Genomic DNA, 25,670 nt, shown 5'->3' with positions numbered 1-25,670 from the left:
GAAACGACCAGGGCGGAGCTGGAGAGTGGGCGATCTCGCCAAGATCTTCAAGGCGTACGACGTTCGCGGGGTGGTTCCCGACGAGTTCGACGAGCCGATCGCCGAGGCTGTCGGAGCGGCCTTCGTCGAGGTGACGGGCGCCGGGTCGGTCGTGGTGGCCCACGACATGCGCGAGTCGTCCGTGCCGCTGGCCGAGGCCTTCGTCCGCGGGGCGCGTTCGCGCCGGGCCGACGTGGTGCACGCCGGGCTCGGCTCCACCGACCTGCTCTACTACGCGAGCGGCAGCCTCGGGCTGCCCGGCGTGATGTTCACCGCCAGCCACAATCCCGCCCGCTACAACGGCATGAAGATGTGCCGGGCCGGCGCGGTGCCCATCGGCGGCGACACGGGGCTGAGCGAGATCCGCGACCGCGCGGCCGAGCTGGTCGGCGTCACGGCCACGCCGGTGGGGTCGCTGATCGAGAAGGACCTGCTGCCCGGCTACGCCCACCACCTGCGCACCCTGGTCGACCTGACCGGCGTCCGGCCGCTCAAGGTGGTCGTCGACGCGGGCAACGGCATGGGCGGGCACACCGTTCCCGCCGTGTTCGACGGGCTGCCGATCGAGCTGGTCCCGCTCTACTTCGAGCTGGACGGCGACTTCCCCAACCACGACGCCAACCCGCTGGAGCCACAGAACCTCCTCGACGTGCAGCGGGCGGTCATCGACAGCGGCGCGGACATCGGGCTGGCCTTCGACGGCGACGCCGACCGGTGCTGGGTGATCGACGAGCGGGGGGCGTCCGTCTCGCCGTCGGCCGTGACCGCGCTGGTCGCGGTGCGCGAGCTGGTCAAGGCTCCGGGCGCGACGGTCATCCACAACCTGATCACCTCCCACGGCGTGCCCGAGATCGTGCGCGAGCACGGCGGGGTCCCGGTGCGGACGCGGGTGGGGCACTCGTTCATCAAGGCCGAGATGGCCCGCACGGGCGCGGTGTTCGGCGGCGAGCACTCGGCCCACTACTACTTCCGCGACTTCTGGTTCGCCGACTCCGGCCTGCTGGCCGCGATGCACGTGCTGGCCGCGCTCGGCGAGCAGGATCGGGCGCTGTCCGAGCTGGTCGAGGTCTACTCGCGCTATCACGCCTCCGGCGAGGTCAACAGCGCGGTCGCCGACCAGGGCGAGGCGCTGCGGCGGGTGCGGGAGGCGTTCGCCGGCCGGGGCGAGTTCGACGAGCTCGACGGGCTGACCGTGACGGGATCCGGCTGGTGGTTCAACCTGCGGGCCTCCAACACCGAGCCGCTGCTCCGGCTGAACGCCGAGGCGGCCGACGAGACCGAGATGACGGCGATCAGGGACGAGGTCCTCGCCATTGTGGGAAAGGTGTCGAAGTGAAGATCGACGACTGGCTGCTCGAAATCCTGGCCTGCCCGGCCTGCAAGGCCCCCCTGCGTGCCGAGACCGAGGCCGAAGAGCTGGCCTGCACCGGCTGCGGCCTCATCTACCCGGTCCGGGACGACATCCCCGTTCTGCTCGTCGACGAGGCCAGGAAACCGTGACCTGGGAGCCGGAGCGGCTCGACGACCAGCGGCATCTCAGCGACGGCGACCCCGGCGGCATGCTGCCCGCGGTCGCCGCCGCCGCGGCTCACGTACGCACCGGCTACCGCACCGCCGTCGAGGCCCGTGTCGACCGCCTGGCCGGGATGGGGCGCCCGCGCGCCATCGTGGTCGCGGGCATGGGCGGCTCCGGCATCGCGGGTGACATCATGGCGGCGGTCGTCGGCAACGGCGCGCCGCTGCCGATCATCACCCTGCGCTCCTACCAGCTCCCCGGCTGGGTCGGCGCCACCGACCTGGTCATCGCCGTCTCAGGCTCGGGCGACACCGAGGAAACCCTGGCCGTCGCCACCCAGGCCGTGCGGCGCGGCTGCACGCTGCTGGGCGTGGGCGCACCCCACTCACCGCTGGAGGCGATCGCCACCCAGGCGTCGGCCGTCTATGTGCCGGTGCCCGTGAGCGGGCAGTCCAGGGCCAACGTCTGGCTGCTGACCGTGCCGCTGATCGTGGCGGCCGCCGCGCTGCGGCTCCTGCCGGCCGACCAGGAGTTGTTCGAACGGGTGGCCACGGCGCTGGAGGACATGGCGCACCGGTGCCGGCCGTCCAGCGAGTCGTTCGTCAACCCGGGCAAGTCGCTCGCGCTCGACGTGGCCGAGAGCCTTCCGGTGATCTGGGGCTCGTCGGCCGCCGCGTCTGTGGCGGCGTACCGGCTGGCCTGCCAGCTCAACACCAACGCGAAATATCCCGCCATCTTCGGCGAGCTGCCCGAGGCGGGTCACGGTCAGGTGGCGACCTTCGACGGGCCGATGGCCGAGCGCGACATCTTCGCCGACGCCCCCGCCCACGCGCTCAGGCTGGTGGTGCTGCGCGACTCCGAGGAACATCCCCAGCTGACGCGGCAGCGCGAGGCTTCGCTGCGGCTGGCGCGCGAGCGCGACGTCCCGGTGACCGAACTGGCGGCGGAGGGCGCGCACCCGCTGGAACGCATGGCCTCGCTGATTCTGCTCGGCGACTACGCGAGCACCTATCTGGCGCTGGGATACGCCGTCGATCCGAGCTCCGTCGCGGCGATCAGTGAACTCAAGGCCAGGATTTCGCAATAGGATCCCCTTCCAGGCCTATGAACAGCTGATCTTACGAGTGGAGAAACCGGTGAGCGCGAGCGGCGGAACCAAAGCGATCATTGCGGCATTGGTCGCTAACCTGTCCATTGCCGTGGCCAAGTTCGTGGCGGCGTTCTTCACCGGGTCGTCGTCGATGCTGGCCGAGGGCATTCACTCGGTCGCCGACTCGGGCAACCAGGTGCTGCTGCTGGTCGGCGGCAAGCGGGCGGCCCGCGCCAGCACCAAGGAACACCCGTTCGGCTACGGTCGCGAACGCTACTTCTACGCGTTCGTGGTGGCCGTGGTGTTGTTCGCGATCGGCGCGCTCTTCTCGCTGTACGAGGGCTATCACAAGCTGACCCACGCCGAGCCCCTCACGTCGCCCGCCTGGGCGTTCGGCGTGCTCATCTTCGCGATCATCGCTGAGATCTTCTCCTTCCGCACGGCCATCAAAGAGGCCAACCTGGTGCGCGGCAAGCAGGGGTGGGTCGCGTTCATCCGCAGGTCCAAGTCTCCTGAGCTGCCGGTCATCCTGCTGGAGGACCTGGGCGCGCTGCTCGGCCTGATCTTCGCGCTCTTCGGTGTGACGATGGCCGTGGTGACGGGCAACCCCGTCTGGGACGCCATCGGCACCCTGATGATCGGCGCCCTGCTCGCCGTCATCTCGGTCGTGCTGGCGGTGGAGACCAAGTCGCTGCTGGTCGGCGAGGGCGCCTCGCCCGAGGTGGAGCAGCAGATCCGCCGCGCGCTGGAGAGCGCGCCCGAGGTCGACCGCGTCATCCACATGCGCACGCTGCACCTCGGCCCGGAAGAACTGCTCGTGGGCGCCAAGATCGCGGTCTCGCACGACGAGACGGCCGGGGAGGTGGCGCGCGGCATCGACGAGGCCGAGCAGCGCATCCGTGAGGCCGTGCCGATCGCCCGGGTCATCTACCTGGAGCCCGACCTCGACCGGTCCCGCACGCCCGCCCCCTAGGCGCCGTCCGGCCCCGGCCGGTTCCGTACGCCCGGCTGCTGAGCGCCGCCCGAGGGGCGCAGCAGCCGCAGGGCCTTCTCCTTCTCGAAGTCGAGGGCCCGGCGCGGCACCTGGATACGCCCGATCCGCACCCCGAGGTCGCGTACGGCCGCCGCCACCGCGGGCTCGCTCAGCACCCGCAGCGCGAACGCCAGCTCGGCCGGCGACACGTCGAAGCGTTTCTCCAGCTCGACGCCCTGCGCCACGGCGGCCAGCTCCTCGGGGCCGAACCGCCGGTGCGCCCCCTGCTCCCGCACGGGAGGCAACAGACCGAGTGCCTCCCGGTAGCGGAGCATTCGCGGGGACATGCCGAGCCGCTTGGCGGCTTCCGTGATGCGCATCCTTACATTCTTACGTCAGTTTCACCCCTCCGGGCGTGCGTCGCCGTACGAACGGTGCCTAGACTCGTCGGCGACAACCATCAGTGACGCGAGGGGAAACCCGATGGACTTCAAGGTCGCAGACCTTTCACTTGCCGACTTCGGTCGTAAGGAGATCCGGCTCGCCGAGCACGAGATGCCCGGCCTCATGGCCGTGCGCCGCGAATACTCGGACACGCGACCTCTGGCGGGCGCGAAGATCATGGGCTCCCTGCACATGACGATCCAGACCGCCGTCCTCATCGAGACGCTGGTGGCGCTCGGGGCCGAGGTCCGCTGGGTCAGCTGCAACATCTTCTCCACGCAGGACCACGCCGCCGCCGCGGCGGTCGTCGGGCCCGACGGCACCGTCGACGACCCGAAGGGCGTGCCGGTGTTCGCCTGGAAGGGCGAGACCCTGGAGGAATACTGGTGGTGCACCGAGCAGGCGCTGACCTGGCCTGACGGCGGCGCCCCCAACATGATCCTCGACGACGGCGGCGACGCCACGCTGCTGGTGCACAAGGGCGCGGAATACGAGAAGGCCGGCGCCGTGCCGCCCGCCACCGCCGACGACCCCGAGGAGTGGCACGTCATCATCGACCTGCTCACCCGCACGGTCGGCGCCGACAAGAAGTGGACCCGGATCGCCGAGAGCATCAAGGGCGTCACCGAGGAGACCACGACCGGCGTGCACCGCCTCTACGAGATGCACAAGAACGGCCAGCTCCTCTTCCCGGCCATCAACGTCAACGACTCCGTCACCAAGTCGAAGTTCGACAACAAGTACGGCTGCCGCCACTCCGTCATCGACGGCCTCAACCGCGCCACCGACGTGCTCATCGGCGGCAAGGTCGCCGTGGTCTGCGGCTACGGCGACGTCGGCAAGGGCTGCGCCGACGCGCTGCGCGGCCAGGGCGCCCGCGTGATCGTCACCGAGATCGACCCCATCTGCGCGCTCCAGGCGGCCATGGACGGCTACCAGGTGACCACGCTGGACGAGGTCGTCGGCGTCGCCGACATCTTCGTCACCGCCACCGGCAACTTCAACATCATCACCGCCGACCACATGGCGCGGATGAAGCACCAGGCGATCGTCTCCAACATCGGCCACTTCGACAACGAGATCGACATGGCCGGCCTCGCCAAGCTGCCCGGCATCAAGCGCAACACCATCAAGCCCCAGGTGGACGAGTGGGTCTTCGCCGACGGCCACACGATCCTCGTGCTCGCGGAAGGCCGCCTGATGAACCTCGGCTGCGCGACCGGCCACCCGAGCTTCGTCATGTCCAACTCGTTCACCAACCAGGTGATCGCCCAGATCGAGCTGTTCACCAAGACGGCCGACTACCCGACCGGCGTCTACACGCTGCCCAAGCACCTCGACGAGAAGGTCGCCCGGCTCCACCTCGACGCCCTCGGCGTCAAGCTCACCGAACTGACCAAGGAGCAGGCCTCCTACATCGGCGTCCACGTCGAGGGCCCGTACAAGCCCGATCACTACCGGTACTGATCGGGGCTCCCGAGCCTTCCGCGTGTTTCGGGGCTTTTCCCCGCGTCACACAACGCTCCGAGGGGGCTTTCCCCTCGGAGCGCGTCAAACCCCATCTTTTACGGCAGGCCAAGTCACCCGCACTCGCCGACGCCGCTTCCGTCCGTCATGGCCGGTCGTGAAGGCTCACGGGATTCTCGCCGTTACGAGCGCGTTCTTGGCCGTCTTCTTCGGTTACAGGTGAGCCATGGACGTCTCGGAAAGCGGTGAGCGGCAGATTTCGTGGGCCGCGCGTTCGATGCCGGTGTTGACCGCGATCGGTGAGCGCTTCGGTCTGGAGCGGCCGCTGGACGGGCTGAAGATCGCGGCCTGCCTGCACGTCACCGCCGAGACGGCCGTGCTGATGGGCGCGCTGAAGGCGGGCGGCGCCGAGATCGCGCTGGCCGCCTCCAACCCGCTGTCGACGCAGGACGACGTGGCCGAGGCGTTGCGCGCGTACGGGATCGCGGTGCACGCGCGGGCGGGCGTGGACCGGCCGACCTACTACCGGCACATCCACCAGGCGCTTGATCTCGGGCCGGATCTTGTGCTGGACGACGGGTGTGACCTGGTGAACATCCTGCACACCGAGCGCACCGACCTGCTCGACGGCGTCAGCGGTGGGTGCGAGGAGACCACCACGGGGATCATCAGGCTGCGTCAGATGACGGCGGAGCAGGCGTTGCGGTTCCCGGTCGTGGCCGTGAACGACACGCGCACCAAGCGCATGTTCGACAACCGGTACGGCACCGGGCAGTCGACGCTCGACGGGATCATGCGGGCCACGAACATGATGCTGGCGGGTCGCACGGTGGTCGTGGCCGGGTTCGGGTTCTGCGGGCGCGGGGTGGCCGAGCGGGCCAAGGGCTTCGGCGCCCGGGTGATCGTGACCGAGATCGACGCCGTGAAGGCGCTCGACGCGACCCTGCAGGGCTACGAGGTGCGGCCGATGGCGCAGGCGGCGCTGCTCGGCGACCTGTTCATCACCGTGACCGGCAACCGCGACGTGATCAGGGCCGAGCACCTGGCCGCCATGAGGGACGGCGCGATCCTGGCCAACGCGGGACACTTCGACGTGGAGATCGACGTGCGGGCGCTGGACGAGCTGGCCGTCGAGGTGATCAGGGGCGTGCGCCCGAACACCGACGAGTACGTCATGCCCGACGGCCGGCGGCTGCTGCTGCTCGCCGAGGGCCGCCTGGTCAACCTCACGGCGGCCGAGGGGCACCCGGCCGCGGTCATGGACATGTCGTTCTCGGCGCAGGCGCTGGCCGTGGCGTGGCTGGCGGGGGAGCGGGCCCGGCTGGAGCCCGGCGTCTACGACGTGCCCGCGGAGATCGACCACGAGGTCGCCAGGCTCAAGCTGGCCGCCACGGGCATCGGCATCGACGAGCTCACGGACGAGCAGGAGGACTACCTGCACTCCTGGCGCGTCGGTTCCTGACGGAACGCCGGCGCCCGTGTGGCTGGAGGTTGCTAGAGCGCGGTCTGCATCTCGCGCATGCGGCCGATCTCGGCCATCTGGGTGACGCTCACGTCGCCGGCCAGTTCTTCGATCCTGATGTGGGAGCCGCTGGTCAGCACCTTCTCCGACATCGTGATCGCCCCCTGGTGGTGGGCGATCATGAGCTGCAGGAACATCCGGTCGAAGTCCTTGCCCGTCGCCGCCCGCAGGGCCTCCAGCTGCTCCGGCGTGGCCATGCCCGGCATGCCGTCGTGCGCCGCGTGGTGGTCGGGCACCTTCTGCTCCTGCTCCCGCAGCCAGGTCGTCATGTACTGGATCTCGGGTGCCTGGGCGGCCTTGATCCGGTCGGCCAGGCCCTTCACCTTGGCCGACTGCGCCCTGTTCGGGGCCAGCAGCGCCATGTCCAGGGCCTGACGGTGATGGACGATCATGTCCTGGACGTAGGTCACGTCGGCGGCGTTCGCGGTCGGGGAGGGCACCGCGGTGGCGGCCTCGGCCGGCGAGAGCGTCCTGTCCTGTTCGCCCGGCCGGCCGGGAGCGATCACGGGCGCGGTCGAGTCGGCTCGCGGCGCCTGAGGTGTCGTGCTGGAGCTGCAGCCGGTGAGGGTGGCGACCGTGGCCATGACGACAATGAGCGCGGCGCGCACCCAGCCTCCCTGACAGACGTGGCGGAGAATGCGCACTCTAAGTCATGAACCACAGTTAGAAAAGGGTGCGAACCGGAACAAAAATTGACAGGTTGGACGCTGGTCAGCGGCGATGATTAGAGCGACCATAACGGAGGTTTATGCTCCCTTTATCGGAGGTCCCCGAGTGTTCACCCGCCGCAGGGTCCTCATCCTGGTCGCGGCCCTGGCCGCGCTGGCCGGCACCACTCTGCCGGTCCAGGCTGCGGACATACCGGCTCCTGGCGAGATCGTCATGAGCCCGAACATCAAGCACGTCACGAACGTGCCCAAACCCGAGGCCCTGGCCGACATCCACACGGACATGGCCTTCCAGGGCCACTATGCGTACGTCGGGAACTACTCCGGCTTCTCGATCTACGACATCCGCAAGCCGAAGCGCACCTCGCTCGTCAGCTCCGTGGTCTGCCCCGGCGGCCAGATGGACGTCAGCGTCCACGGCGACCTGCTGTTCGGCTCGGTCGACTCCTCGCGTAACGACGACTCGTGCAACAGCACCTCGCAGCCCGCGTCCGTGAAGGAGTCGTGGGAGGGCGTACGCATCTTCGACATCTCCGACAAGGCGCACCCGAAGTACATCAAGGCCGTCGAGACGAACTGCGGCTCGCACACCCACACGCTGGTCCCCGACCGGTGGGGGCGCAACGTCTACATCTACGTCTCCTCCTACGGCCCGAGCGACGCCTTCCCCGACTGCACGACGCCCCACGACCTCATCTCGATCATCAAGGTGCCGCTGCGCGACCCGTCCGCCGCGTCGGTCATCGCGACGCCCAACCTGTTCCCCGACGGCGGGTACCCGGGCAAGCAACTGCCCTACCCCGAGGGCAGGTCCGCGACCACGGGCTGCCACGACATCACCGCGTACCCGGAGAAGGGCATCGCGGCGGGCGCCTGCATGGGTGAGGGCATCCTGCTCGACATCCGCGACCCCGAGCGGCCCAGGGTGACCGCGACCGTGCGCGACGAGCGCAACTTCGCGTTCTGGCACTCGGCCACGTTCAACAACGAGGGCACGAAGGTCATCTTCACCGACGAGCTCGGCGGCGGCGGCGCGGCCACCTGCAACGAGGCCATCGGGCCCGAGCGGGGCGCCAACGCCTACTACGACATCGTGCGCGGCCGGCTCGTGTTCAGGAGCTACTTCAAGATCTCCCGGCACCAGGACGACAGCGAGAACTGCGTCGCCCACAACGGCTCGCTGATCCCCGTCAAGGGCCGCGACATCATGGTGCAGGCGTGGTACCAGGGCGGCATCTCGGTGGTCGACTTCACCGACTCGGCGCATCCAGAGGAGATCGCCTACTTCGAGCGCGGCCCCGACAACACCGCGCCCGCGCTGAGTGGCGGCTTCTGGTCGGCCTACTACTACAACGGGCACATCTACGGCTCCGACTTCAACCAGGGCCTTGACGTGCTGAAGATCAACGACTGGCGTACAAACCGGGCGAACGGCGTCAAGATGCGCGAGCTCAACGCGCAGACCCAGACGTCCTATCCCGAGCACGGGCACGGTCATCACTGATGACGGGACGCCGCGTTCGCGCCCGTACCCGTACGAAGGAGGCATACCGCATGACCAGTCCGCGCCGAGTCCTCGCGATGGCAGGGGCGGCCGTCGCGCTCCTGCTCACCTCGTCACCCGCGACCGCCAGTGACATCCCGCCGCCCGACGCCGTGGTCACCAGCCCCAACGTCACCCACGTCAGGAACGTCCCCAAACCGGACGCCATCGCGTCGAGCATCAACACCGACATCGCCTTCCAGGGCGACTACGCCTACGTCGGCAACTACGGCGGCTTCTCCATCTACGACATCAGGAACCCCAAGAGGGCCAGGGTCGTGAGCTCCGTGGTCTGCCCCGGCGGGCAGATGGACGTCAGCGTCTACGGTGACCTGCTGTTCGCCGCCGTCGACAGCTCACGCAGCGACGACTCCTGCGCCAGCACCGACCGGTCGGCCACCGAGAAGGACGCCTGGGAAGGCGTACGCATCTTCGACATCTCCAACAAGGCCAGGCCGAGATACATCAAGGCGGTCGAAACGGCCTGCGGCTCCCACACGCTGACCCTGGTGCCGGGCAAGGGACGCGACCGGCACAAGAACGTCTACGTGTACGTCTCCTCGTACCAGCCGGCGGCGAACTTCCCCGACTGCCAGCCGCCGCACGACAAGATCTCCATCATCAAGGTGCCGCTGCGCCACCCGCAGGCCGCGCACGTCGCCGCCACTCCGGTCGTCTTCCCCGACGGCGGCAACGAGGACCAGCCCGGCCTGCTCGTCCCGACCACCGGCTGCCACGACATCACCGCATACGCGGAGAAGGACATCGCGGCGGGCGCCTGCATGGGCGACGGCGTGCTGTTCGACATCTCCGACCGGCTCGACCCGAAGGTCACTGCCAGGACCACCGACCCGAACTTCGCGTTCTGGCATTCGGCGACCTTCACCAACGACGCCAGGAAGGTCGTCTTCACCGACGAGCTCGGCGGCGGCGGCGCGGCCACCTGCAACGAGGCCACCGGCCCCAACCGCGGCGCCGACGCGATCTACGACATCTCCAACGGCCAGTTCACGTTCAAGAGCTACTTCAAGATCTCCCGGCACCAGGACGACAGCGAGAACTGCGTCGCCCACAACGGCTCGCTGATCCCCGTCAAGGGCCGCGACATCATGGTGCAGGCGTGGTACATGGGCGGGTTGTCGGTCTGGGACTTCACCGACTCCGCCCACCCGAGGGAGATCGGCTACTTCGAGCGCGGCCCCCGCTCCAACGGCGGTGGCGGCGGCATCTGGTCCGCCTACTACTACAACGGCTACATCTACGCGGCCGACTTCCACGAGGGCTTCGACGTCATCAGGATCGACGACCGGCTCACGAACAGCGCCAGGCACGTGCGTACCGACCGGCTGAACGCGCAGACGCAGGAGTCGTACCGCAACGGCAGGTGGCACTGACCTCGAAGGCTGCGCGCCGTCCCGGTGACCTCGCGGGTCACTGGGGCGGCGCGAACCCGCCCGGGGCCGCCTGGGGCGGCTCCGGCGCGGGAGCGGCCGGCGGCGGAGCCTGCGCGCCGGGCAACGGCCGCGGAGCCGACGGAGGCGCGGGGTAGGAACCGGGGAACGGAGCCGCTGGAGGAGCGGCGTAGGGGCCGGGCTGCGGGACCGGCGGGGGAGGGCCTGGCTGCGGCGCGTACAGGCTTTGTGGCGGGCTTTGTGGCGGGCCTGGTGGCCTGCCTTGTGGCGCGCCGCCGCTCCCCGCCCGCTGCGCGAACCTGGCCTGCTCCCTGCGGCGGCGCTCGGCCAGCACGGCGCTCAGATAGGCGTACGGCGGCGTGCCGGAGGGCGCCGCGGGGGAGACGAAGGAGGCCACCTGGGTCGAGATGCGCACGCCCATCTCGTGCTGCACCTGCGGTGACAGGTCGGGCCAGCGCAGCAGGTATTGCCTGGCCGCCTGGGCCACCTCGTCGGGCAACTGGGAGAGCTCCAGCGTGGCCGCCCAGTTCGCCAGCGGCGGCGGCATCATGATGACCTGCCCCGTGTCGCGCGGAGCCCGGTCGGAGATCACGATGGTGCCCGCGAACACGTCGCCCAGCCGCTTGCCCCGCTGCGAGACCAGCGAGGCGATCAGCGCCGGCGCCCCGGCGAGCACCCAGAACTCGACCAGCCCGGCCAGCCCGCGGAACAACGCCTGCCGGAAACGCTCGGGGCCGCCGTCGTCACTGACCACCCGGAGCCCGAGCGCCAGCTTGCCGAGACTGCGGCCCCTGGTGACGGACTCGAAGATCACCGGATAGCCGATCATCACCAGCACCATCAGCACGATCATGACGGCGCTGAACATGGCCAGGTCGGTGACGCCCGCGAACGCTCCCAGGAGCGCGTAGGCGCCGACCATCGCCGTGAACTGCACCGCCAGGTCAATGATGATCGCCAGCGCCCGCGAGGGCATCTGGGCCACCCGCACTTCGACGACGACGGCGTCGCCGGTCACAACCTCCGACATAACTGGAGCCTAACGGCTATGTCGCGGTGGTTGAGCGGCCAGAATGTTCGGGTGGACATCGATGCTTTCGTCGCGGCGCACCGCCCTGTGTGGGACCGGCTCGACTACCTGGTCAAGAACCGTTCGTCATTGACGGGCGCCGAGGCGGACGAACTGGTCGACCTCTACCAGCGGGTCTCGACGCATCTGTCCATCGTGCGCTCCTCGTCGAACGACCCGGTGCTGGCCGGGCGGTTGTCCGCGCTGGTGGCCAGGGCCAGGTCCGCGGTGACCGGCGCGCACACACCGGCCTGGCGGGAGCTGGTGAGATTCTTCACGGTCACGTTCCCCGTGGTGGCCTACCGGGCGCGGTGGTGGTGGCTGGCGAGCTCGGCCGCGTTCCTGGTCGTCGCGTTCGTGATGGGTGCGTGGGTGGCGAACAACCCCGAGGTCCAGACCGCCATCGCCAGCCCTGAGGAGATCACCCAGCTGGTCGAGGAGGATTTCGCCGACTACTACTCGGAGAACCCGGCCGCGTCGTTCGCCGGTCGCGTGTGGCTGAACAACGCGTACGTCTCGGCGCAGATGATCGCGTACTCGGTGCTGCTGGGGCTGCCGATCCCGTACGCGCTCTACGCGAACGCGGAGAATGTCGCCGTCTCGGGCGGCCTCATGGCCTCCAGGGACAAACTCGACATCTTCTTCGGCCTCATCATGCCGCACGGGCTCCTGGAGCTGACCGCGGTGTTCCTGGCGGCGGCCGTCGGCATGCGCCTGGGCTGGACGGTCGTCGACCCAGGGCCGCGCAGGCGGGTCGAGGCGCTGGCCGAGCAGGGCAGAGCCGTGATGAGCGTGGCGCTCGGGCTTGTCGTGGTGCTGTTCGCGTCGGGGCTGATCGAGGCGTTCGTGACGCCGTCGGGGCTGCCGACGTGGGCGCGGGTGGGCATCGGGGTGCTCGCCGAGGTGGTCTTCCTGACGTACGTGATCGTCTTCGGCCGACGGGCGGTGGCGCAGAACGAGACCGGCGACCTCGAACGCGCCCCCGACGTGGCCCCATCCGCGTGACGACCCCGGGCGCCCAGAGGCGTCCTGCGTCCTGCGGCGCTCAGAGGCGGCCCGCGCCCGCGGCGCTCAGAGACGGCCCGCGGCCTTGAGCGCCAGGTACGCGTCCGCGAGCGCGGGCGCGATGTCGTCCGGAGCCGCGTCCACCACCTCGACCCCGTGCCGGCGCAACCTCGCCGTGATGCGCCTGCGCCCGAGCTGCGCATGCTCGGCCGCCGCCGCGTCATAGACCTGCTCCGCCGAGTCGCGGCGGCCCGCCATGGCCGCGACCAGCGGATCGGACACCCCGGCCACCAGCACCAGATGCCGCGAGGACAACTGCGGCAGCACCGGCATCAGCCCCTCGTCCAGCGCCGCCGGGTTGAGGTCCGTCAGCAGGACGACCAGGCAACGCCGCTTGGCCCTCGACAGGATGGTGGCCACCATGCCCTGCGAGTCGGCCTCGACCAGCTCCGCCTCGATCGGCGCCATCGCGTTGACCAGCGACGACAGCAGCTCGGTGCGCGACTCCCCGCTCACCCACGCGCGTACGGCCCGGTCGTGGGCCAGGAAGTCGACCTGGTCGCCGGCCCTCGCGGCGAGGGCGGCCAGCAGCAGCGCCGCGTCCATCGACCAGTCGAGCCGCGGCCAGCCCGGCGAGGGCCGCGAATCCGGCCCCGTGGCCCGCCGGGCCAGCAGGCCGCCGCCGTCGCCCGCCGCGCCCGCCAGGGGGATCGGCGCCTCACCCACCCGGCCCGCCGACGTACGGCCGGTGTCGAGCACGATCAGCACGCGGCGGTCGCGTTCGGGACGCCAGGTGCGCACCACGACGTCGTGGCGGCGCGCGGTCGCCCGCCAGTCGATGGAACGTACGTCGTCGCCCACCACGTATTCGCGCAGCGAGTCGAACTCGGTGCCCTGCCCGCGCACCAGCGCGGGGTGCTGCCCGTCCAGCTCGCGCAGCCTGGCCAGCCTGGAAGGCAGGTGCTTGCGCGACAGGAACGGCGGCAGCACCCGCACCGACCACGGAGCCTGGTGGCTGCCCTGGCGGGCGGCCAGGCCGAGCGGCCCGACCGAACGCACCGTGACCGCCACGGACGCCCGGTCGCCGCGCCTCGTCGGGTCGAGCGTCACGACGATCCTGCGCCGCTCGCCGGCCGGTACGTCCAGCGGGGCGACGCGGGGTGAGGCCCCTGCGGAGGGCGGCCAGGCGTCCCTGAGCACCCCGCGTACGCGGCGGGTGCCGGGGTTCTCCACCACCAGCTCCACCGTGGCCCGCTGGCCCAGGCGCATCAGGCTCTCGCCGGAGCGGTGGAACCTGAGCGGGCGCACCGCCCCCGCGAACACCAGGTCGACGATGATCGCGGCGGCGAGCAGCAGGCACACCCCGGCCAGCGCGGGCCCCGGCAGGGGCGCGAACATCACCACCAGGATCCCGATCGCCGCCACCAGCCCGGCACGTCCCGTCAGCGCCATCGGTCGCTCACCCTCCTCACTCGTTCCCCCTCCTGTCAGCGGGGGACGGGGACGGAGGAGAGGATGCCGTCGAGCAGGCCGTCCGCGGTCGCCCCTTCCAGCTCGGCCTCGGGCCGGAGCTGGACGCGGTGCCGCAGCGCGGGCCTGGCCAGCGCCTTGACGTCGTCGGGGGTGACATACTGGCGCCCGGACAACCACGCCCACGCCCGGGAGGCCGCGAGCAGGGCGGTGGCGCCACGCGGCGAGACGCCGAGCTGCAACGCCGGCGAGCTCCTGGTGGCGCGGGCGACGTCGACGATGTAGCCGAGCACCTCGGGCGCCACGTGCACGGCGGCCGCCGCCTCCCGGCCCGCGGCCAGGTCGGCGGCCGTGGCGACGGCCTTGACCTCCGACAGGTCGCGCGGGTCGAAACCGCGGGCGTGCCGGTCGAGCACCGAGATCTCCTGCTCGCGCGGGGGCAGCGGCACGGTCAGCTTGACCAGGAACCGGTCGAGCTGCGCCTCGGGAAGCTGGTAGGTGCCTTCGTACTCGACGGGGTTCTGGGTGGCGCACACCACGAACGGGTCGGGCAGCGCCTTGGCCGCGCCCTCGACGCTGACCTGCCGCTCCTCCATCGCTTCCAGCAGGGCGGCCTGCGTCTTCGGCGGGGTGCGGTTGATCTCGTCGGCGAGCAGCAGGTTGGTGAACACCGGGCCCTCGCGGAACTCGAACCGCGCGGTCTTCGCGTCGTAGATCAGCGAGCCGGTCACGTCGCCGGGCATCAGGTCGGGCGTGAACTGCACCCGCTTGAAGTCGAGCGACAGGGCCGCCGACAACGTACGCACCAGCAGCGTCTTGGCCACGCCCGGCACGCCTTCGAGCAGCACGTGGCCCCTGCACAGCAGCGCGATGACCATGCCCGTCACCACCGCGTCCTGCCCGACCACGGCTTTGGACACCTCGGCGCGCAACGCCGCCAGCGCCTGTCTCGCCGAGTCGTCGGTACTCGTCACGCGGTAGGTCTCGTCAAAGTTCACTCAACTGCCTTTCGATCATGTCCAAGTATCCGGCCAGTTCGACGAGCTGGGCGTCGTCCGCCGGCGGCGGCCCGTACAGTGCCGCGCCGAGACTGTGCGGGTCCTCCACCGTACGGGCGGCGAGGGCCGGGACGACCTCATGCGGCCCCGCGCCGTGGCCGAGCCCGAGCCTGGCCGTGAGCCGGTCGATCGTGCCCGCGCGCAGCGCGGCGGCCGCGCGTTCCCTGGCCCGTCTGGCCCGGTAGAGCCTGCCACGCCCCTCGACCGTCTCGGCGGCCCTGACGACGACGGGCAGCTTCTCCACGACCACCGGCCCGAGCCGCCTGCCCCGCCAGTACGCCGCCACCGCCACGGCGATGAACGCCATGTAGATGGTCCAGCGGACGTTGCCGGGCATCAGGTCGTACATCGACTGGCCCTGCTCGCCCGCCAGCTCCCGGGGCGGCGGGTTGTCCGGCGGGACCAGCCAGGTCACGGGCTTGCCGGTGCTGAGGAGGTTGAGCGCGAGCGCCGCGTTGCCGTCCTCGGCCAGCCGCTGGTTGGTCATGAAGCCGCCGTCGCCGACGACGGTGGTGACGCCCCTGCCGCCTGGGTAGCTGACCAGCGTGTGCCCGTCGCCGGCCGGGTAGCAGCCGGTGGAGCCCGGCGGACCGTGAAGGACGACGCCGCCCATGTGGGCGCTGCCCGCGGCACGGGCGGCGGGCAGCGGGCATTCGGGGTCGCGCGAGCGGGGGCGTGCGGGCTGGGCCTCCGTGCTCACCTCCGGGGCCAGGGTGTCCAGGCCGAAGACGTCGCCGACGATCAGCCGGCCGCCGGGGAGCCCGGCGAGGGGGCGCGCGTCGACGTACGCCTGGTCGGTGATGAGCAGCAGGCGCTCACCTGTGGCGGCCTTGTCGACGGCGGCCTGCGCGGAGTCGACCCGGTCGACGGTGACGCCCCGGTCGCGCAGCAGTTCGGCCAGGGCCTTCGAGCCCATCAGCGACGTGTCCTCGGGGTCGAGGGGACGTGTGGGGCCGCGGTTTCCGCCGAGCAGCACGCTCGCCACCCCCGCGAGCACGATGAGCACGCCGAACAGCACGATGAGCCGGCTCGCGCGCCAGGTGGCGCGGGGGGTCGGGGAGGTCGGCCTGGACTCGCCGGCGGCGGGAGGGCTCGTGGTCACGCTCATGAGCCGCCTCCGGCGTTCGTCCACGGGCCCGCCGCGGGCGCGGCGGCCGTCTGGGACGCGATGGGCACGGGGCGGGCCTGGCTGACGCGGTCGTCGAGGTCGGCCATCCGCGCGTAGGCCTCGCGGGTGCCCGGCACGCCGCCGTAGGTGACGTCGTCGAACGAGCGGGCCGCCATGGCCAGCTCGTCCGCGAAGTCCGGCAGGGGGACGGCGGCCTCGGCGGCCAGCTCGTGGGCCGTGCGCCCGGGCATGCCGTCGACGAGCGCGCGCTCCTCCAGGTCGCGGGCGATGGCCCGGAGGCGTTCCTGGAGGGCGGGGGCCCACTGCTCCTCGGCGGCCAGCCGTTCCGCCGACTGCCGGTGCTCGGCCGCGCTCATCGTCCGCCGGCCGAACAGCGTGCCCATCGCGGCTGCGTTCCTGCGCGAGGACCTGCGCAACTGCCACGAGATCAGCACGATCACCCCGATGATGATGGCGACGATCACCACGGACGCGATGACGCTGCCGACCGCGCCGCCGCCCACGGTGGCGTCGACCAGGTCGCCGAGGAACTGCATGACCCATCGGTAGACCCGGTCGGGCAGCGATTCCGTCTCGTAGGCGGGATCGAGCAGCTCGCGCGCGGCTTGCCGCGCCGCCTCCTCCCTGTCGATCGGGCTCACGGCCTGGCGGAGTTGGACGGGTGCCACAGCTCGTCGGCGGAGGCGTGCACCCAGCCCTGGCGCTGCTGCTCGATGGCCGCGGTCTGCAGGACGAGGTCGAACGCCTCACTGCGCATGCGGCGGTCGGCGTAGAGCAGACCGGCGACCCCGGCCTCGAACGGATAGGCGAACATGGCGCTCAGCGTGCCGCCGATGGCGATCAGCACGGCCGACACGACCGCCGTCGCCACCGAGCCCGCGCCGAGCATGCCGAAGAGCGTGCCCGCGATCGTGAACGGCACCGACAGGATGCCCGCCACGAGCCCGACGAGCAGCGAGGTGAGCAGCAGGATGCCGAACACCCGCCAGAAGTCGCCGGTCACCAGGTGCCACGAGCGGCGCATGGCGTCGATCGGGCTGCGCCCTTCGAGGACCACGGCGGGCGAGGCGAAGGCGAAGCGGGTCCGGATGAACAGGTAGTAGCCGATGTACGCGATGAGGAACACGATGCCCGTCAGGGCCAGCCAGCCGAGGTCGCCGGCGGAGGCGTTGAGCGAGAAGACCACGATGAGCAGGACGAGGACGAGCGCCGGCACCAGCATGAGCACGGCCATCAGCCCCACCACGCCGAACAACGCGGGCACCCGGCTCTTGACCAGTTGCCAGGCCTCCCCGGCGGTGAGCTTGCCGCCGAAGACGGCCCGGCCGAGTATCCGGGTCAGCACGCCGGTCAGCAGGGTGACCGCGACGAACTGGATGGCGTAGGAGAGCAGGGTGCCGCCGTACTGGGAGGCGAGGCCGGCCAGGCCGGTGAGCTGGGCCTCCGCGGCGGCCACGTTGCCGGGGTCGGCGAGCGCTCCGCCCATCGTGTTGAGCAGGAAGGCCTGCCCCACCGCGAGCGGCACCGACGCGATCAGGGCGGCGATGGCCGACAGGCCGAGCACGGCCTTCGGGTTGGACCTGATGAGCTTGATCGTGCCGTCGAGCAGGTCGCCGAGCTGCAGGGGGCGCAGCGGGATGATGCCGGGCCGCAGCGCGGGCGGCGGCATGGCGCCGTAGACGGGCTGGGGGTGCTGATGTGGCGGGTAGGGTGGCTGGGGCCCCGGCCCGTGAGGCGGCTGGTGTGGTGATTGCTGCCCGTAGGGAGCCCCGTGCGGCACCTGCTGTTGCGAACCTGGCGCGGTCCACGGGGAGGCCGGCGGGGCGCTGTAGGGCGGGGGCTGCTCGGCCGACCAGCCTGATGGCGTCTCGGGCGTGGGACCGTGACCGTCTGACATATCCCCAATCCTGGCATGCTGAGCGAGAGATTGGTGTCGCGAGTGCGGCCGGGCCGATCCGGAGCCTCGGCGGGGCCGTATTCTTCGGCGAATCCGGCCCGTGTTCGCGTCCAGGGATGGCAGAAAGTTGCTCCGTTACCGCAGACTGAGATTGCGATCGCGGGGGCGGACCGGAAATTCGCCCTTTTGCGAGGCTTGAGTCACACTCATGAGCCCACCAAGGGTAACCTTCAGCGATCGTGCGGGTATGTCCCACAATGCGTAGAACGAATGAGGGGCCATGAAAGGTCGCGTGCTGGTCGTCGATGACGACGCCGCTCTCGCCGAGATGCTGGGGATCGTGTTGCGAGGGGAGGGTTTCGAGCCGTCATTTGTCTCCGACGGGGACAAGGCCCTTGACGCTTTCCGCGATACACGCCCCGACCTGGTGCTGCTCGACCTGATGCTGCCGGGGGCCGACGGCATCGACGTCGCGCGCAGGATCAGGGCGGAGTCGGGCGTTCCGATCGTCATGCTCACGGCCAAGAGCGACACGATAGACGTCGTGCTCGGGCTGGAGTCCGGTGCCGACGACTACATCGTCAAGCCGTTCAAGCCGAAGGAGCTGGTCGCCAGGGTGCGGGCGCGCCTGCGCCGTACCGACGAGCCGACCCCCGAGATCCTGCAGATCGGCGACATCACGATCGACGTGGCGGGACACTCGGTCAAGCGCGGCGAGGAGACCATCAACCTCACGCCGCTCGAGTTCGACCTGCTCGTCGCGCTCGCCCGCAAGCCGCGCCAGGTGTTCACCCGGGAGGTCCTGCTGGAGCAGGTATGGGGCTACCGTCACGCGGCCGACACGCGGCTGGTCAACGTGCACGTCCAGCGGCTCAGGGCCAAGATCGAGAAGGACCCCGAGCACCCCGAGATCGTGGTGACCGTCCGCGGCGTGGGTTACAAAGCCGGCCCCGCCTAGCCTCCGCCCAGCCCTGCCATGCCCCCGATCAGGAAGACGAGAACACGCAGGCGTACACTCCGCCAGATCCTCGGCGGAGCTCGCCGGCGGGTCCGTCGTGCGGCGGGCAGGGCGCGCAGCATCTGGCGGCGCTCGCTACAGCTCCAGGTCGTCACCAGCACGCTGGTGATCTCCGTGATCGTGGTCGTGGTGCTCGGCACGTTCCTGTTCGGCCAGATCAACAAGTCGGTGGTCGACAGCAGCCAGCAGTCCTCCATCAGCGAGGCGTTCGCCGACCGCCTGCAGATCGCCGACGCGCTGGCCCCCGACACCGACGAGCAGACCAAGACCGCCGACAGCTCCAAGACCGGTTCGGTCAACCCGCTGGACGAGGTCATGGACACCGTCACCGGGTCGGGCGAGGACGGCTCCAAGAAGCGCTACGACGTGCTGATCCTCAACCCGACCACCCCGGGCCAGTCGCGGGCGTCCGGCAGCGTCGTGCGAAGCAGCGTGCCCCCGAACCTCCGGGCGCACCTGCTCCGCTACCTGAGCAACCGCGAATACGGCAAGCCCGTCGGCAACGTCCACAAGATCAAGTTCCCCGGCGAGAGCCAGCCCAGGCTCACCTTCGTGGTCGGCGGCGTCGTGCACGTGCCCGCCACCGGCCAGAACTACGAGGTCTACCACTTCTTCCCCTTCACCGAGGAAGAGGAACTGCTCACCAACGTCAGGCTCGCCATCGTCGTGGTGGGCCTCGGCCTCGTGCTGCTGCTCGCCGCGATCGCCTACCTGGTCGCCCGCCAGGTCGTCTCCCCCGTACGCCTCGCGCGCCAGGCCGCCGAACGCCTGGCCGCCGGAAAACTGGACGAACGCCTCAAGGTGCGCGGCGAGGACGACCTCGCCCGCCTGGCGAACTCGTTCAACGAGATGGCCGCCAACCTCGCGCTGAAGATCCACCAGCTGGAGGAGCTCTCGCAGGTCCAGCGGCAGTTCGTCTCCGACGTCTCCCACGAGCTGCGCACCCCGCTGACCACCGTGCGCATGGCCGCCGACCTGCTGTACGACGCCCGCGAGGACTTCGACCCGATGGCCTCCCGCTCCGCCGAGCTCATGCAGGCCCAGCTGGAGCGGTTCGAGGCGATGCTGGCCGACCTGCTGGAGATCAGCCGCTACGACGCCGGGGCCGCCACGCTCGACCTCGACTCGGTGGACGTGCGCGACGTGGTGCTGCGGGCCATCGGCGACTCCGAGGCGCTGGCCGAGCGCCACTCCACCCGCTTCGAGCTGCGCCTGCCCAACGAGCCGTGCATGGCCGAGATCGACAACCGCAGGGTCGAGCGCATCCTGCGCAACCTGCTGTTCAACGCGATCGAGCACGGCGAGGGCAGGGACGTCGTGGTCACCGTGGGCGCCGACAGGGACGCCGTGGCCATCGCCGTACGCGACCACGGGATCGGCCTGAAGGGCGGCGAGGACACGCTGGTGTTCGACCGGTTCTGGCGGGCCGACCCCTCGCGGGCGCGCACCATCGGCGGCACGGGGCTCGGTCTCGCGATCTCCCGCGAGGACGCCACGCTGCACGGCGGCTGGCTCCAGGCTTGGGGGCAGCCGGGCGAAGGCTCGCAGTTCAGGCTGACGCTGCCGAGGACGGCCGGCGCCGACCTGAAGGGCTCGCCGCTGTCACTGGTGCCGCCGGAGATCGAGATGCGGCGTACGTGGCGCGGCGCCATGACGCCCGTCCTGCTGCCCGCCTCCGCGGACGGAGCCGGTCATGACGAGGACTAGCCGGCTCGGCGCCGCGATCGCGATCGCCCTCGCGCTGGTCCTCGCGGGCAGCGGCTGCACCGTGATCCCCGTGACGGGGCCGTACACGGTGGGCGACGACGGCACCGGCGGCGACCCGCTGAACAAACCGTTCCAGCGCATGATCGCCATCCCGCCCCAGCCGAACTGGGGGCCCGAGGACACCATCAAGGGCCTGCAGGCCGCCATGGCCGCGTACGCCGACGACCCGTCGATCCTGCCTCAATACCTGACCCCCGAGGCCCGGGCCAAGTGGAGCCCCGCCGGGCCGGTGAAGGTGATCGAGGACGCGTTCGAGATCACCTATCCCACGCCGCGCGACGGCACCGAGACCGTGCTGCAGATCACGCTCAAGGCCCAGTGGGTGGCCAGCATCGGGACCGACGACGCCTACGCCCCCACGGCCGGACCATGGGGTGGGGGGACGTTCGAGCTCGTCAAGACCCCGCAGGGCGGCTATCTCGTCAACAAGCTGCCCGCCGGGCTGCTGCTCACCAACTCCGACGTGGTGCGCGCGTACCGGCCCGCGAACCTCTACTACCTCAACGCCGACATGCCGGACCGGCTCGTCGTCGACCGCGTACGCCTGCGGATGAGGCCGACGGAGAGCTTCGCCAGGACCATTCTCGAACGCCTGCTGAAAGAGCCCACCACCACCCTTCGCGGCGCGGTGACCACGAGCTTCCCCGAGGGCACGGAGATCGAGTCCATCCGGTGGAACGAGGAACGGGTGCTGGTCAACCTCTCCGGTCCGTTCGACCTGGGAGACCTGAGCGCCGAGGCTGCGATCAGGGCGCAGATCAGGCACAGCTTCGCCGACAACGACGTCGCCAAGGGGCGCACGATCGAGATCCAGGTCGACGGTGAGACGTACGCCGTCGACCGGCCCGACCCCGATGATCCCTGGATGGACGACGGGGGCGACACCGCCTACTTCGTCGACAACGGCGCCGTGCACTTCATGGGCAGGGAAGGCCCCGCGGGCGCCGTGCCCGGCGCGGCGGGCGAGCAGCGCGCGGGCTACACCGACTTCGCCCTGTCGAAGGAGGACACCGCTCTCATCGCCGCCAAGACCTCGACCGGCGTCTCCATGGCGAAACTCACCAGGGAGGGGCGCTGGCAGGAGGTCATCCCCGGCACGGAGCTCACGCCGCCGACGTTCCATCGCGACGGGTCCCTGTGGACGTACGACAACGACAAGGGCGTCCTGCTGCGGTACGACTCGTCGAGCGGCCGGGAGCCCGAGCGGGTCTCCGCGCCCAAGCTGGCCGGCCTCGACGTCACCCGCCTGCGCATCGCGAGGGACGGAGTGCGCGTGTTCGTCACCATGGGCAGGAACACCGTGCAGATCGGCGCCCTCACGCCGACCTCTAAGGGGCTCGTGCTCGGCAACTTCAGGAACCTGACCACGACCGAGGTGGGCGACGAGATCGTCGACGTCACGTGGAGCGACGACGAGCACCTGCTGGTCCTGGTCGAAAGCAAGGCCGGGCAGATACTCAACGAGATCAACGTGGGCGACGGCGAGACGGTCGGGGTGCCGTTGAAGGACCGCCTCGCCTCGCTCGCGGCGCTGGACGACCGCGTGCTGGGCGAGGTGCGCACCGACAAGGAGACGAAGATCGTCGAGCTGAACCAGGACCGCCAGACCTGGGTGCCGAAGGTCGAGTCGAACGCCGGCAGCCCCCTCTTCCCCCTGGGCTGACCACCTTCCGTAGCGCGCGGGAAACCGTCGGTGGCGGGCGGCATGCTGGACGGCGTGCTGACCGCCGTACTCGATCTGGTCCTTCCCGGCGCCTGCGCGGGCTGCGGCGCCAAGGGGGCGCGCCTCTGCGCGGGCTGCGTCGCCGGGCTGACCGCCTCGCCCGCCAGGCGCAGGCCCGACCCGGCCCCGCCCGGCCTGCCCGACTGCTGGTCGGCGGCGCCCTACACAGGTGCGGTCAGGAGGGCGGTGGTGGCCTACAAGGAGCGGGGCGCGGTGGCGCTGGCCGGGGTGCTGGCGCAGGCGGTGGCCTTCACCGCCGTGACGGCGATCGGGCGGACGCCGGCGGCGTGGGCGCGCGGGCCGGTCGCGGTGGTCGCCGTGCCCAGCGCGCGGCGGAGCGTGCGCGGCAGGGGTCACGATCCGGTGGGGCGGCTGGCCGTGCTGGTCGCGCGCGACCTGAGGGCGTACGGCGTGCCGGCGCGCGTGTGGGCGGGGCTGGTCCAGGCGCGCGGCGTCGCCGACCAGGCGGGCCTGAGCTCCGCGGAGAGGGCCGTGAACCTGAGGGGGTCACTCCAGGTCGCCTCGCCCGCCTGCGGCCCTCCAGCGCCCGTTGCGCTGCTCGTAGATGACATCGTGACCACCGGGGCGACCCTCGCCGAGGCCGCGCGGGCGCTGCGGGCGGCAGGTGTGCGGAGCCCGCTCGCGGTCACCGTCGCCGCGACACGCCGAAGATCTTGGAAGTCGTTACGGTGACGGTGAGTAAAGAAAGATCCAATTCGCCGCTCTAGCCGGAAGGTTAGATGTTCCTTCCCCTAGTGAGGTGACGGGCCAGCTCAGGGGTCAGGACGTACGTGCCCGTAAGGGGTCCCGGCCTGTCGAAGCGGATGTCGGAAGGCGCTTTCCATTCGGCTGTAAATCACGGAAAGTGATCGTTTGGCGGGCCCTCCGGCTGACATTCTCCCTGGATGCGGATAGCGTTCTGACATGGCACCCGTTCGGGTCCGTGGTTGCGCAGGGCCGGTGTTCCCGGCTCTGCTAGCCGATGCCAGCCGCAGGCAAAACGGTCCACGTAAGGCGACTCTTTGTCGACCGATCACGGTGCGGCTTAGGGGTAAGTCCTGCCTTCCCGAGGGGCCAGATGTCCCTCGCCAGAAGAGAAGGGCAGTAGTGGCGACAGAGCTGCGAGACCCTCAGCAGGCGAATGTGGGGTCGAAGACCAGGTCGGCCGGGCGGGTGCCCTCCGAGTTCCCGGTGACGCCCAGTCGGAAGAGGGTAACGGTGGCAGAAAGGCAGACAGAAGACCCCGCCCGGCACGCACGTCGTCGGGCGCTCTTGCTCAGTCGTTAGACGAAGGGGGGCTGTTGCATGGACATCATCGTCAAGGGTCGGCACACAGGAGTGAGTGACCGGTTCCGAGACCACGTGACATCCAAGCTGGCCAGGATCGAACGTCTGGACAACAACATCATCCGAGTCGACGTGGAGGTGTCGAAGGAACGCAACCCGCGCATCGCCGACCGGCGGGAGCGCGTCGAGCTCACCATTCACTCGAAGGGGCCGGCCATCCGCGCGGAAGCGTCGGCCGACGACCGGTTCGCAGCCCTCGACCTGGCACTCGACAAGCTGGAAGGCCGCCTCAGGCGACTGGCCGACCGGCGCAAGGTCCACCACGGCAACCACTGCCCGCCTTCCGTCGCGGAGATCACCGCGACGCTCCCTGACGTCACCGGGCTTCCCCAGGTCACCAAGCCCTCCGTCCCCAAGCAGGCCCAGGAACCCGACGAGGACGAGCAGGAGAAGAACGACCGGCTCTACGACGACATCGTCCCGATCGAGATGGACGGCGACGGCCCGCTCATCGTACGGGAGAAGTTCCACAGGGCGGAGCCCATGACCATCGACCAGGCCCTCCTCGAGATGGAACTGGTCGGACACGATTTCTACCTGTTCCGCGACAAAGAGAGCGGCCAGCCGTGTGTCGTCTACAACAGACGCGGTTACAACTATGGTGTGCTGCGGCTCGTAGAGCCCTGACAGCGCGCTGAAAGATCTTCTCGACCACCCGAGAACCGCGGCACCCGTGCCATCATGGCGGTTCAACGGCTCTGGCCCCCCGACGAGGAGGAGACGTGAGCGAGCTCAGTCAGGTTCAGATGAGCGAGCGAAGCGAGGAACACACAGTCGCGAGGCTGCCCAAGGAGGCCTCGTGACCGAGTCCGGCGAGGTCCGCGCGTCCGAGAGCGAGCCGATCCGCGTGATGATCGTGGACGACCACGAGCTGATCAGACGCAGCCTGGCGCTGGCGCTGGCCGCGGAGCCCGACATCGAGGTGGTCGGTGAGGCGAGCGACGGGCAGGAGGCGGTCGAACTGGCCGACCGCCTCACGCCCGACGTCGCCCTCATGGACGTACGCATGCCGCGGCAGGACGGCATCGAGGCGGCGAAGGGCATCAAGGCCTCCGTCCCGAGCACCCGCATCATCATGCTGACGGTGAGTGACGAGGAAGAAGACCTCTTCGAGGCCATCAAGGCGGGCGCCACCGGCTACCTGCTGAAAGACGTCCAGATCAACGACGTCCCGGCCGCGGTACGCGGCGTCCACGAGGGCCAGTCGTTAATCAACCCGGCGATGGCGGCCAAGCTCATCAGCGAGTTCGCGAACATGAGCCGCAAGGAGGCCGAGCGCCCGCCCCAGCTCCCCGTCCCCCGGCTCACCGACCGGGAGATGGAGGTGCTGCGGCTGGTGGCCAAGGGCATGAACAACCGCGAGATCGCCAAGCAGCTGTTCATCTCCGAGAACACCGTGAAGAACCACGTGCGCAACATCCTCGACAAGCTGCAACTGCACTCGCGGATGGAGGCCGTGGTCTACGCGGTACGCGAACGCATGCTCGAGATCACCTGACCCGCGCCCACGCCC

Annotated in this window: 23 protein-coding genes; 15 read left to right on the top strand and 8 right to left on the bottom strand. The window is 70.2% G+C overall.

From position 1 onward, the window contains the following. Nucleotides 1-25 precede the first annotated feature (25 nt). The 4 genes from E1295_RS31535 to E1295_RS31520 are packed head-to-tail and all read left to right on the top strand — an operon-like array spanning nt 26 to nt 3,618. Nucleotides 26-1,375, top strand: coding sequence for a phosphomannomutase/phosphoglucomutase (locus E1295_RS31535; protein ID WP_132635920.1), 1,350 nt, complete (start codon nt 26-28; stop codon nt 1,373-1,375). Then, a complete protein-coding gene (locus E1295_RS31530; RefSeq protein WP_106236648.1) occupies nt 1,372-1,539 on the top strand; it encodes a Trm112 family protein in 168 nt (55 codons plus the stop codon). Before E1295_RS31535 ends, E1295_RS31530 begins: the two co-directional genes overlap by 4 nt. Then, the gene (locus E1295_RS31525) at nt 1,536-2,642 is read left to right on the top strand and encodes an SIS domain-containing protein (RefSeq protein ID WP_132635917.1); all 1,107 of its coding nucleotides are present in this window, start codon (nt 1,536-1,538) and stop codon (nt 2,640-2,642) included. Before E1295_RS31530 ends, E1295_RS31525 begins: the two co-directional genes overlap by 4 nt. A gap of 49 nt (nt 2,643-2,691) precedes the next feature. Then, nucleotides 2,692-3,618 carry a cation diffusion facilitator family transporter gene (locus E1295_RS31520; RefSeq protein WP_132635914.1) on the top strand — a complete coding sequence of 309 codons (927 nt, stop codon included), beginning with the start codon at nt 2,692-2,694 and terminating at the stop codon, nt 3,616-3,618. On the opposite strand, the gene E1295_RS31515 is transcribed toward E1295_RS31520, so the two are convergent. Further along, nucleotides 3,615-3,998, bottom strand: a complete 384-nt coding sequence (locus E1295_RS31515; RefSeq protein WP_132635911.1) for a MerR family transcriptional regulator — start codon at nt 3,996-3,998, stop codon at nt 3,615-3,617. The two genes, E1295_RS31520 and E1295_RS31515, sit on opposite strands and share 4 nt — an antisense overlap. 103 nt (nt 3,999-4,101) lie before the next feature. Between E1295_RS31515 and ahcY the strand changes: the two genes are divergently transcribed. Both ahcY and E1295_RS31505 read left to right on the top strand, forming a co-directional pair. Beyond that, nucleotides 4,102-5,529 (top strand): adenosylhomocysteinase, encoded by a 1,428-nt coding sequence (gene ahcY / locus E1295_RS31510; protein ID WP_132635908.1) that lies wholly within the window; start codon nt 4,102-4,104, stop codon nt 5,527-5,529. Nucleotides 5,530-5,755: 226 nt separating this feature from the next. Next, nucleotides 5,756-6,991 carry an adenosylhomocysteinase gene (locus E1295_RS31505; RefSeq protein ID WP_132635905.1) on the top strand — a complete coding sequence of 412 codons (1,236 nt, stop codon included), beginning with the start codon at nt 5,756-5,758 and terminating at the stop codon, nt 6,989-6,991. A 32-nt stretch (nt 6,992-7,023) separates the two neighbouring features. Here E1295_RS31505 and E1295_RS31500 read toward each other — a convergent pair whose 3' ends face one another. Further along, entirely contained in the window at nt 7,024-7,659 is a 636-nt protein-coding gene (locus tag E1295_RS31500) for a DUF305 domain-containing protein (protein ID WP_181958071.1), read from the bottom strand. Between the two features lie 166 nt (nt 7,660-7,825). On the opposite strand from E1295_RS31500, the gene E1295_RS31495 reads away from it, so the two are divergent. Beyond that, the gene (locus E1295_RS31495; RefSeq protein WP_166427495.1) at nt 7,826-9,223 is read left to right on the top strand and encodes an LVIVD repeat-containing protein; all 1,398 of its coding nucleotides are present in this window, start codon (nt 7,826-7,828) and stop codon (nt 9,221-9,223) included. A gap of 50 nt (nt 9,224-9,273) precedes the next feature. After that, nucleotides 9,274-10,656 (top strand): LVIVD repeat-containing protein, encoded by a 1,383-nt coding sequence (locus E1295_RS31490; RefSeq protein ID WP_132635899.1) that lies wholly within the window; start codon nt 9,274-9,276, stop codon nt 10,654-10,656. Between the two features lie 37 nt (nt 10,657-10,693). On the opposite strand, the gene E1295_RS31485 is transcribed toward E1295_RS31490, so the two are convergent. Next, on the bottom strand, nt 10,694-11,704 hold the full coding sequence (locus E1295_RS31485; RefSeq protein ID WP_166427494.1) for an RDD family protein: 1,011 nt from the start codon (nt 11,702-11,704) through the stop codon (nt 10,694-10,696). A gap of 51 nt (nt 11,705-11,755) precedes the next feature. On the opposite strand from E1295_RS31485, the gene E1295_RS31480 reads away from it, so the two are divergent. Then, entirely contained in the window at nt 11,756-12,748 is a 993-nt protein-coding gene (locus tag E1295_RS31480; RefSeq protein ID WP_132635893.1) for a stage II sporulation protein M, read from the top strand. A gap of 66 nt (nt 12,749-12,814) precedes the next feature. On the opposite strand, the gene E1295_RS31475 is transcribed toward E1295_RS31480, so the two are convergent. From E1295_RS31475 to E1295_RS31455, 5 genes are read right to left on the bottom strand one after another with little or no spacing between them, the layout of a single operon-like run. Further along, nucleotides 12,815-14,200, bottom strand: a complete 1,386-nt coding sequence (locus E1295_RS31475) for a DUF58 domain-containing protein (protein WP_132635890.1) — start codon at nt 14,198-14,200, stop codon at nt 12,815-12,817. 35 nt (nt 14,201-14,235) lie between these two features. Further along, nucleotides 14,236-15,216: an AAA family ATPase gene (locus E1295_RS31470; protein ID WP_181958070.1), complete on the bottom strand. Its 981-nt coding sequence runs from the start codon at nt 15,214-15,216 to the stop codon at nt 14,236-14,238. Beyond that, the gene (locus tag E1295_RS31465; protein ID WP_132635887.1) at nt 15,206-16,384 is read right to left on the bottom strand and encodes a DUF4350 domain-containing protein; all 1,179 of its coding nucleotides are present in this window, start codon (nt 16,382-16,384) and stop codon (nt 15,206-15,208) included. Before E1295_RS31465 ends, E1295_RS31470 begins: the two co-directional genes overlap by 11 nt. Next, entirely contained in the window at nt 16,381-17,046 is a 666-nt protein-coding gene (locus E1295_RS31460; protein WP_132635884.1) for a DUF4129 domain-containing protein, read from the bottom strand. Before E1295_RS31460 ends, E1295_RS31465 begins: the two co-directional genes overlap by 4 nt. Then, nucleotides 17,043-18,074 carry a DUF7847 domain-containing protein gene (locus tag E1295_RS31455; RefSeq protein ID WP_246080574.1) on the bottom strand — a complete coding sequence of 344 codons (1,032 nt, stop codon included), beginning with the start codon at nt 18,072-18,074 and terminating at the stop codon, nt 17,043-17,045. Before E1295_RS31455 ends, E1295_RS31460 begins: the two co-directional genes overlap by 4 nt. Before the next feature lie 508 nt (nt 18,075-18,582). Between E1295_RS31455 and mtrA the strand changes: the two genes are divergently transcribed. The 6 genes from mtrA to E1295_RS31425 all read left to right on the top strand — a co-directional run bounded on the left by mtrA (nt 18,583) and on the right by E1295_RS31425 (nt 25,655). Then, the gene (mtrA, locus tag E1295_RS31450; protein WP_043620615.1) at nt 18,583-19,260 is read left to right on the top strand and encodes an MtrAB system response regulator MtrA; all 678 of its coding nucleotides are present in this window, start codon (nt 18,583-18,585) and stop codon (nt 19,258-19,260) included. 18 nt (nt 19,261-19,278) lie between these two features. Beyond that, nucleotides 19,279-21,027 carry an MtrAB system histidine kinase MtrB gene (mtrB, locus tag E1295_RS31445; RefSeq protein ID WP_132635881.1) on the top strand — a complete coding sequence of 583 codons (1,749 nt, stop codon included), beginning with the start codon at nt 19,279-19,281 and terminating at the stop codon, nt 21,025-21,027. After that, on the top strand, nt 21,014-22,750 hold the full coding sequence (locus tag E1295_RS31440) for an LpqB family beta-propeller domain-containing protein (protein ID WP_132635878.1): 1,737 nt from the start codon (nt 21,014-21,016) through the stop codon (nt 22,748-22,750). Before mtrB ends, E1295_RS31440 begins: the two co-directional genes overlap by 14 nt. 30 nt (nt 22,751-22,780) lie before the next feature. Beyond that, nucleotides 22,781-23,503, top strand: coding sequence for a ComF family protein (locus E1295_RS31435; RefSeq protein ID WP_246080573.1), 723 nt, complete (start codon nt 22,781-22,783; stop codon nt 23,501-23,503). 612 nt (nt 23,504-24,115) lie between these two features. Next, nucleotides 24,116-24,784, top strand: a complete 669-nt coding sequence (gene hpf, locus E1295_RS31430; protein ID WP_132635875.1) for a ribosome hibernation-promoting factor, HPF/YfiA family — start codon at nt 24,116-24,118, stop codon at nt 24,782-24,784. A gap of 172 nt (nt 24,785-24,956) precedes the next feature. After that, a complete protein-coding gene (locus E1295_RS31425; RefSeq protein WP_132635872.1) occupies nt 24,957-25,655 on the top strand; it encodes a response regulator in 699 nt (232 codons plus the stop codon). The last annotated feature ends 15 nt before the right edge of the window (nt 25,656-25,670 follow it).

The organism is Nonomuraea mesophila (genome assembly GCF_004352805.1).
Taxonomy (GTDB): Bacteria; Actinomycetota; Actinomycetes; order Streptosporangiales; family Streptosporangiaceae; genus Nonomuraea; species Nonomuraea longispora.
The sequence above is the reverse complement of the archived record's forward strand: the minus strand, read 5'-3'. Positions and strand labels throughout refer to the sequence as shown.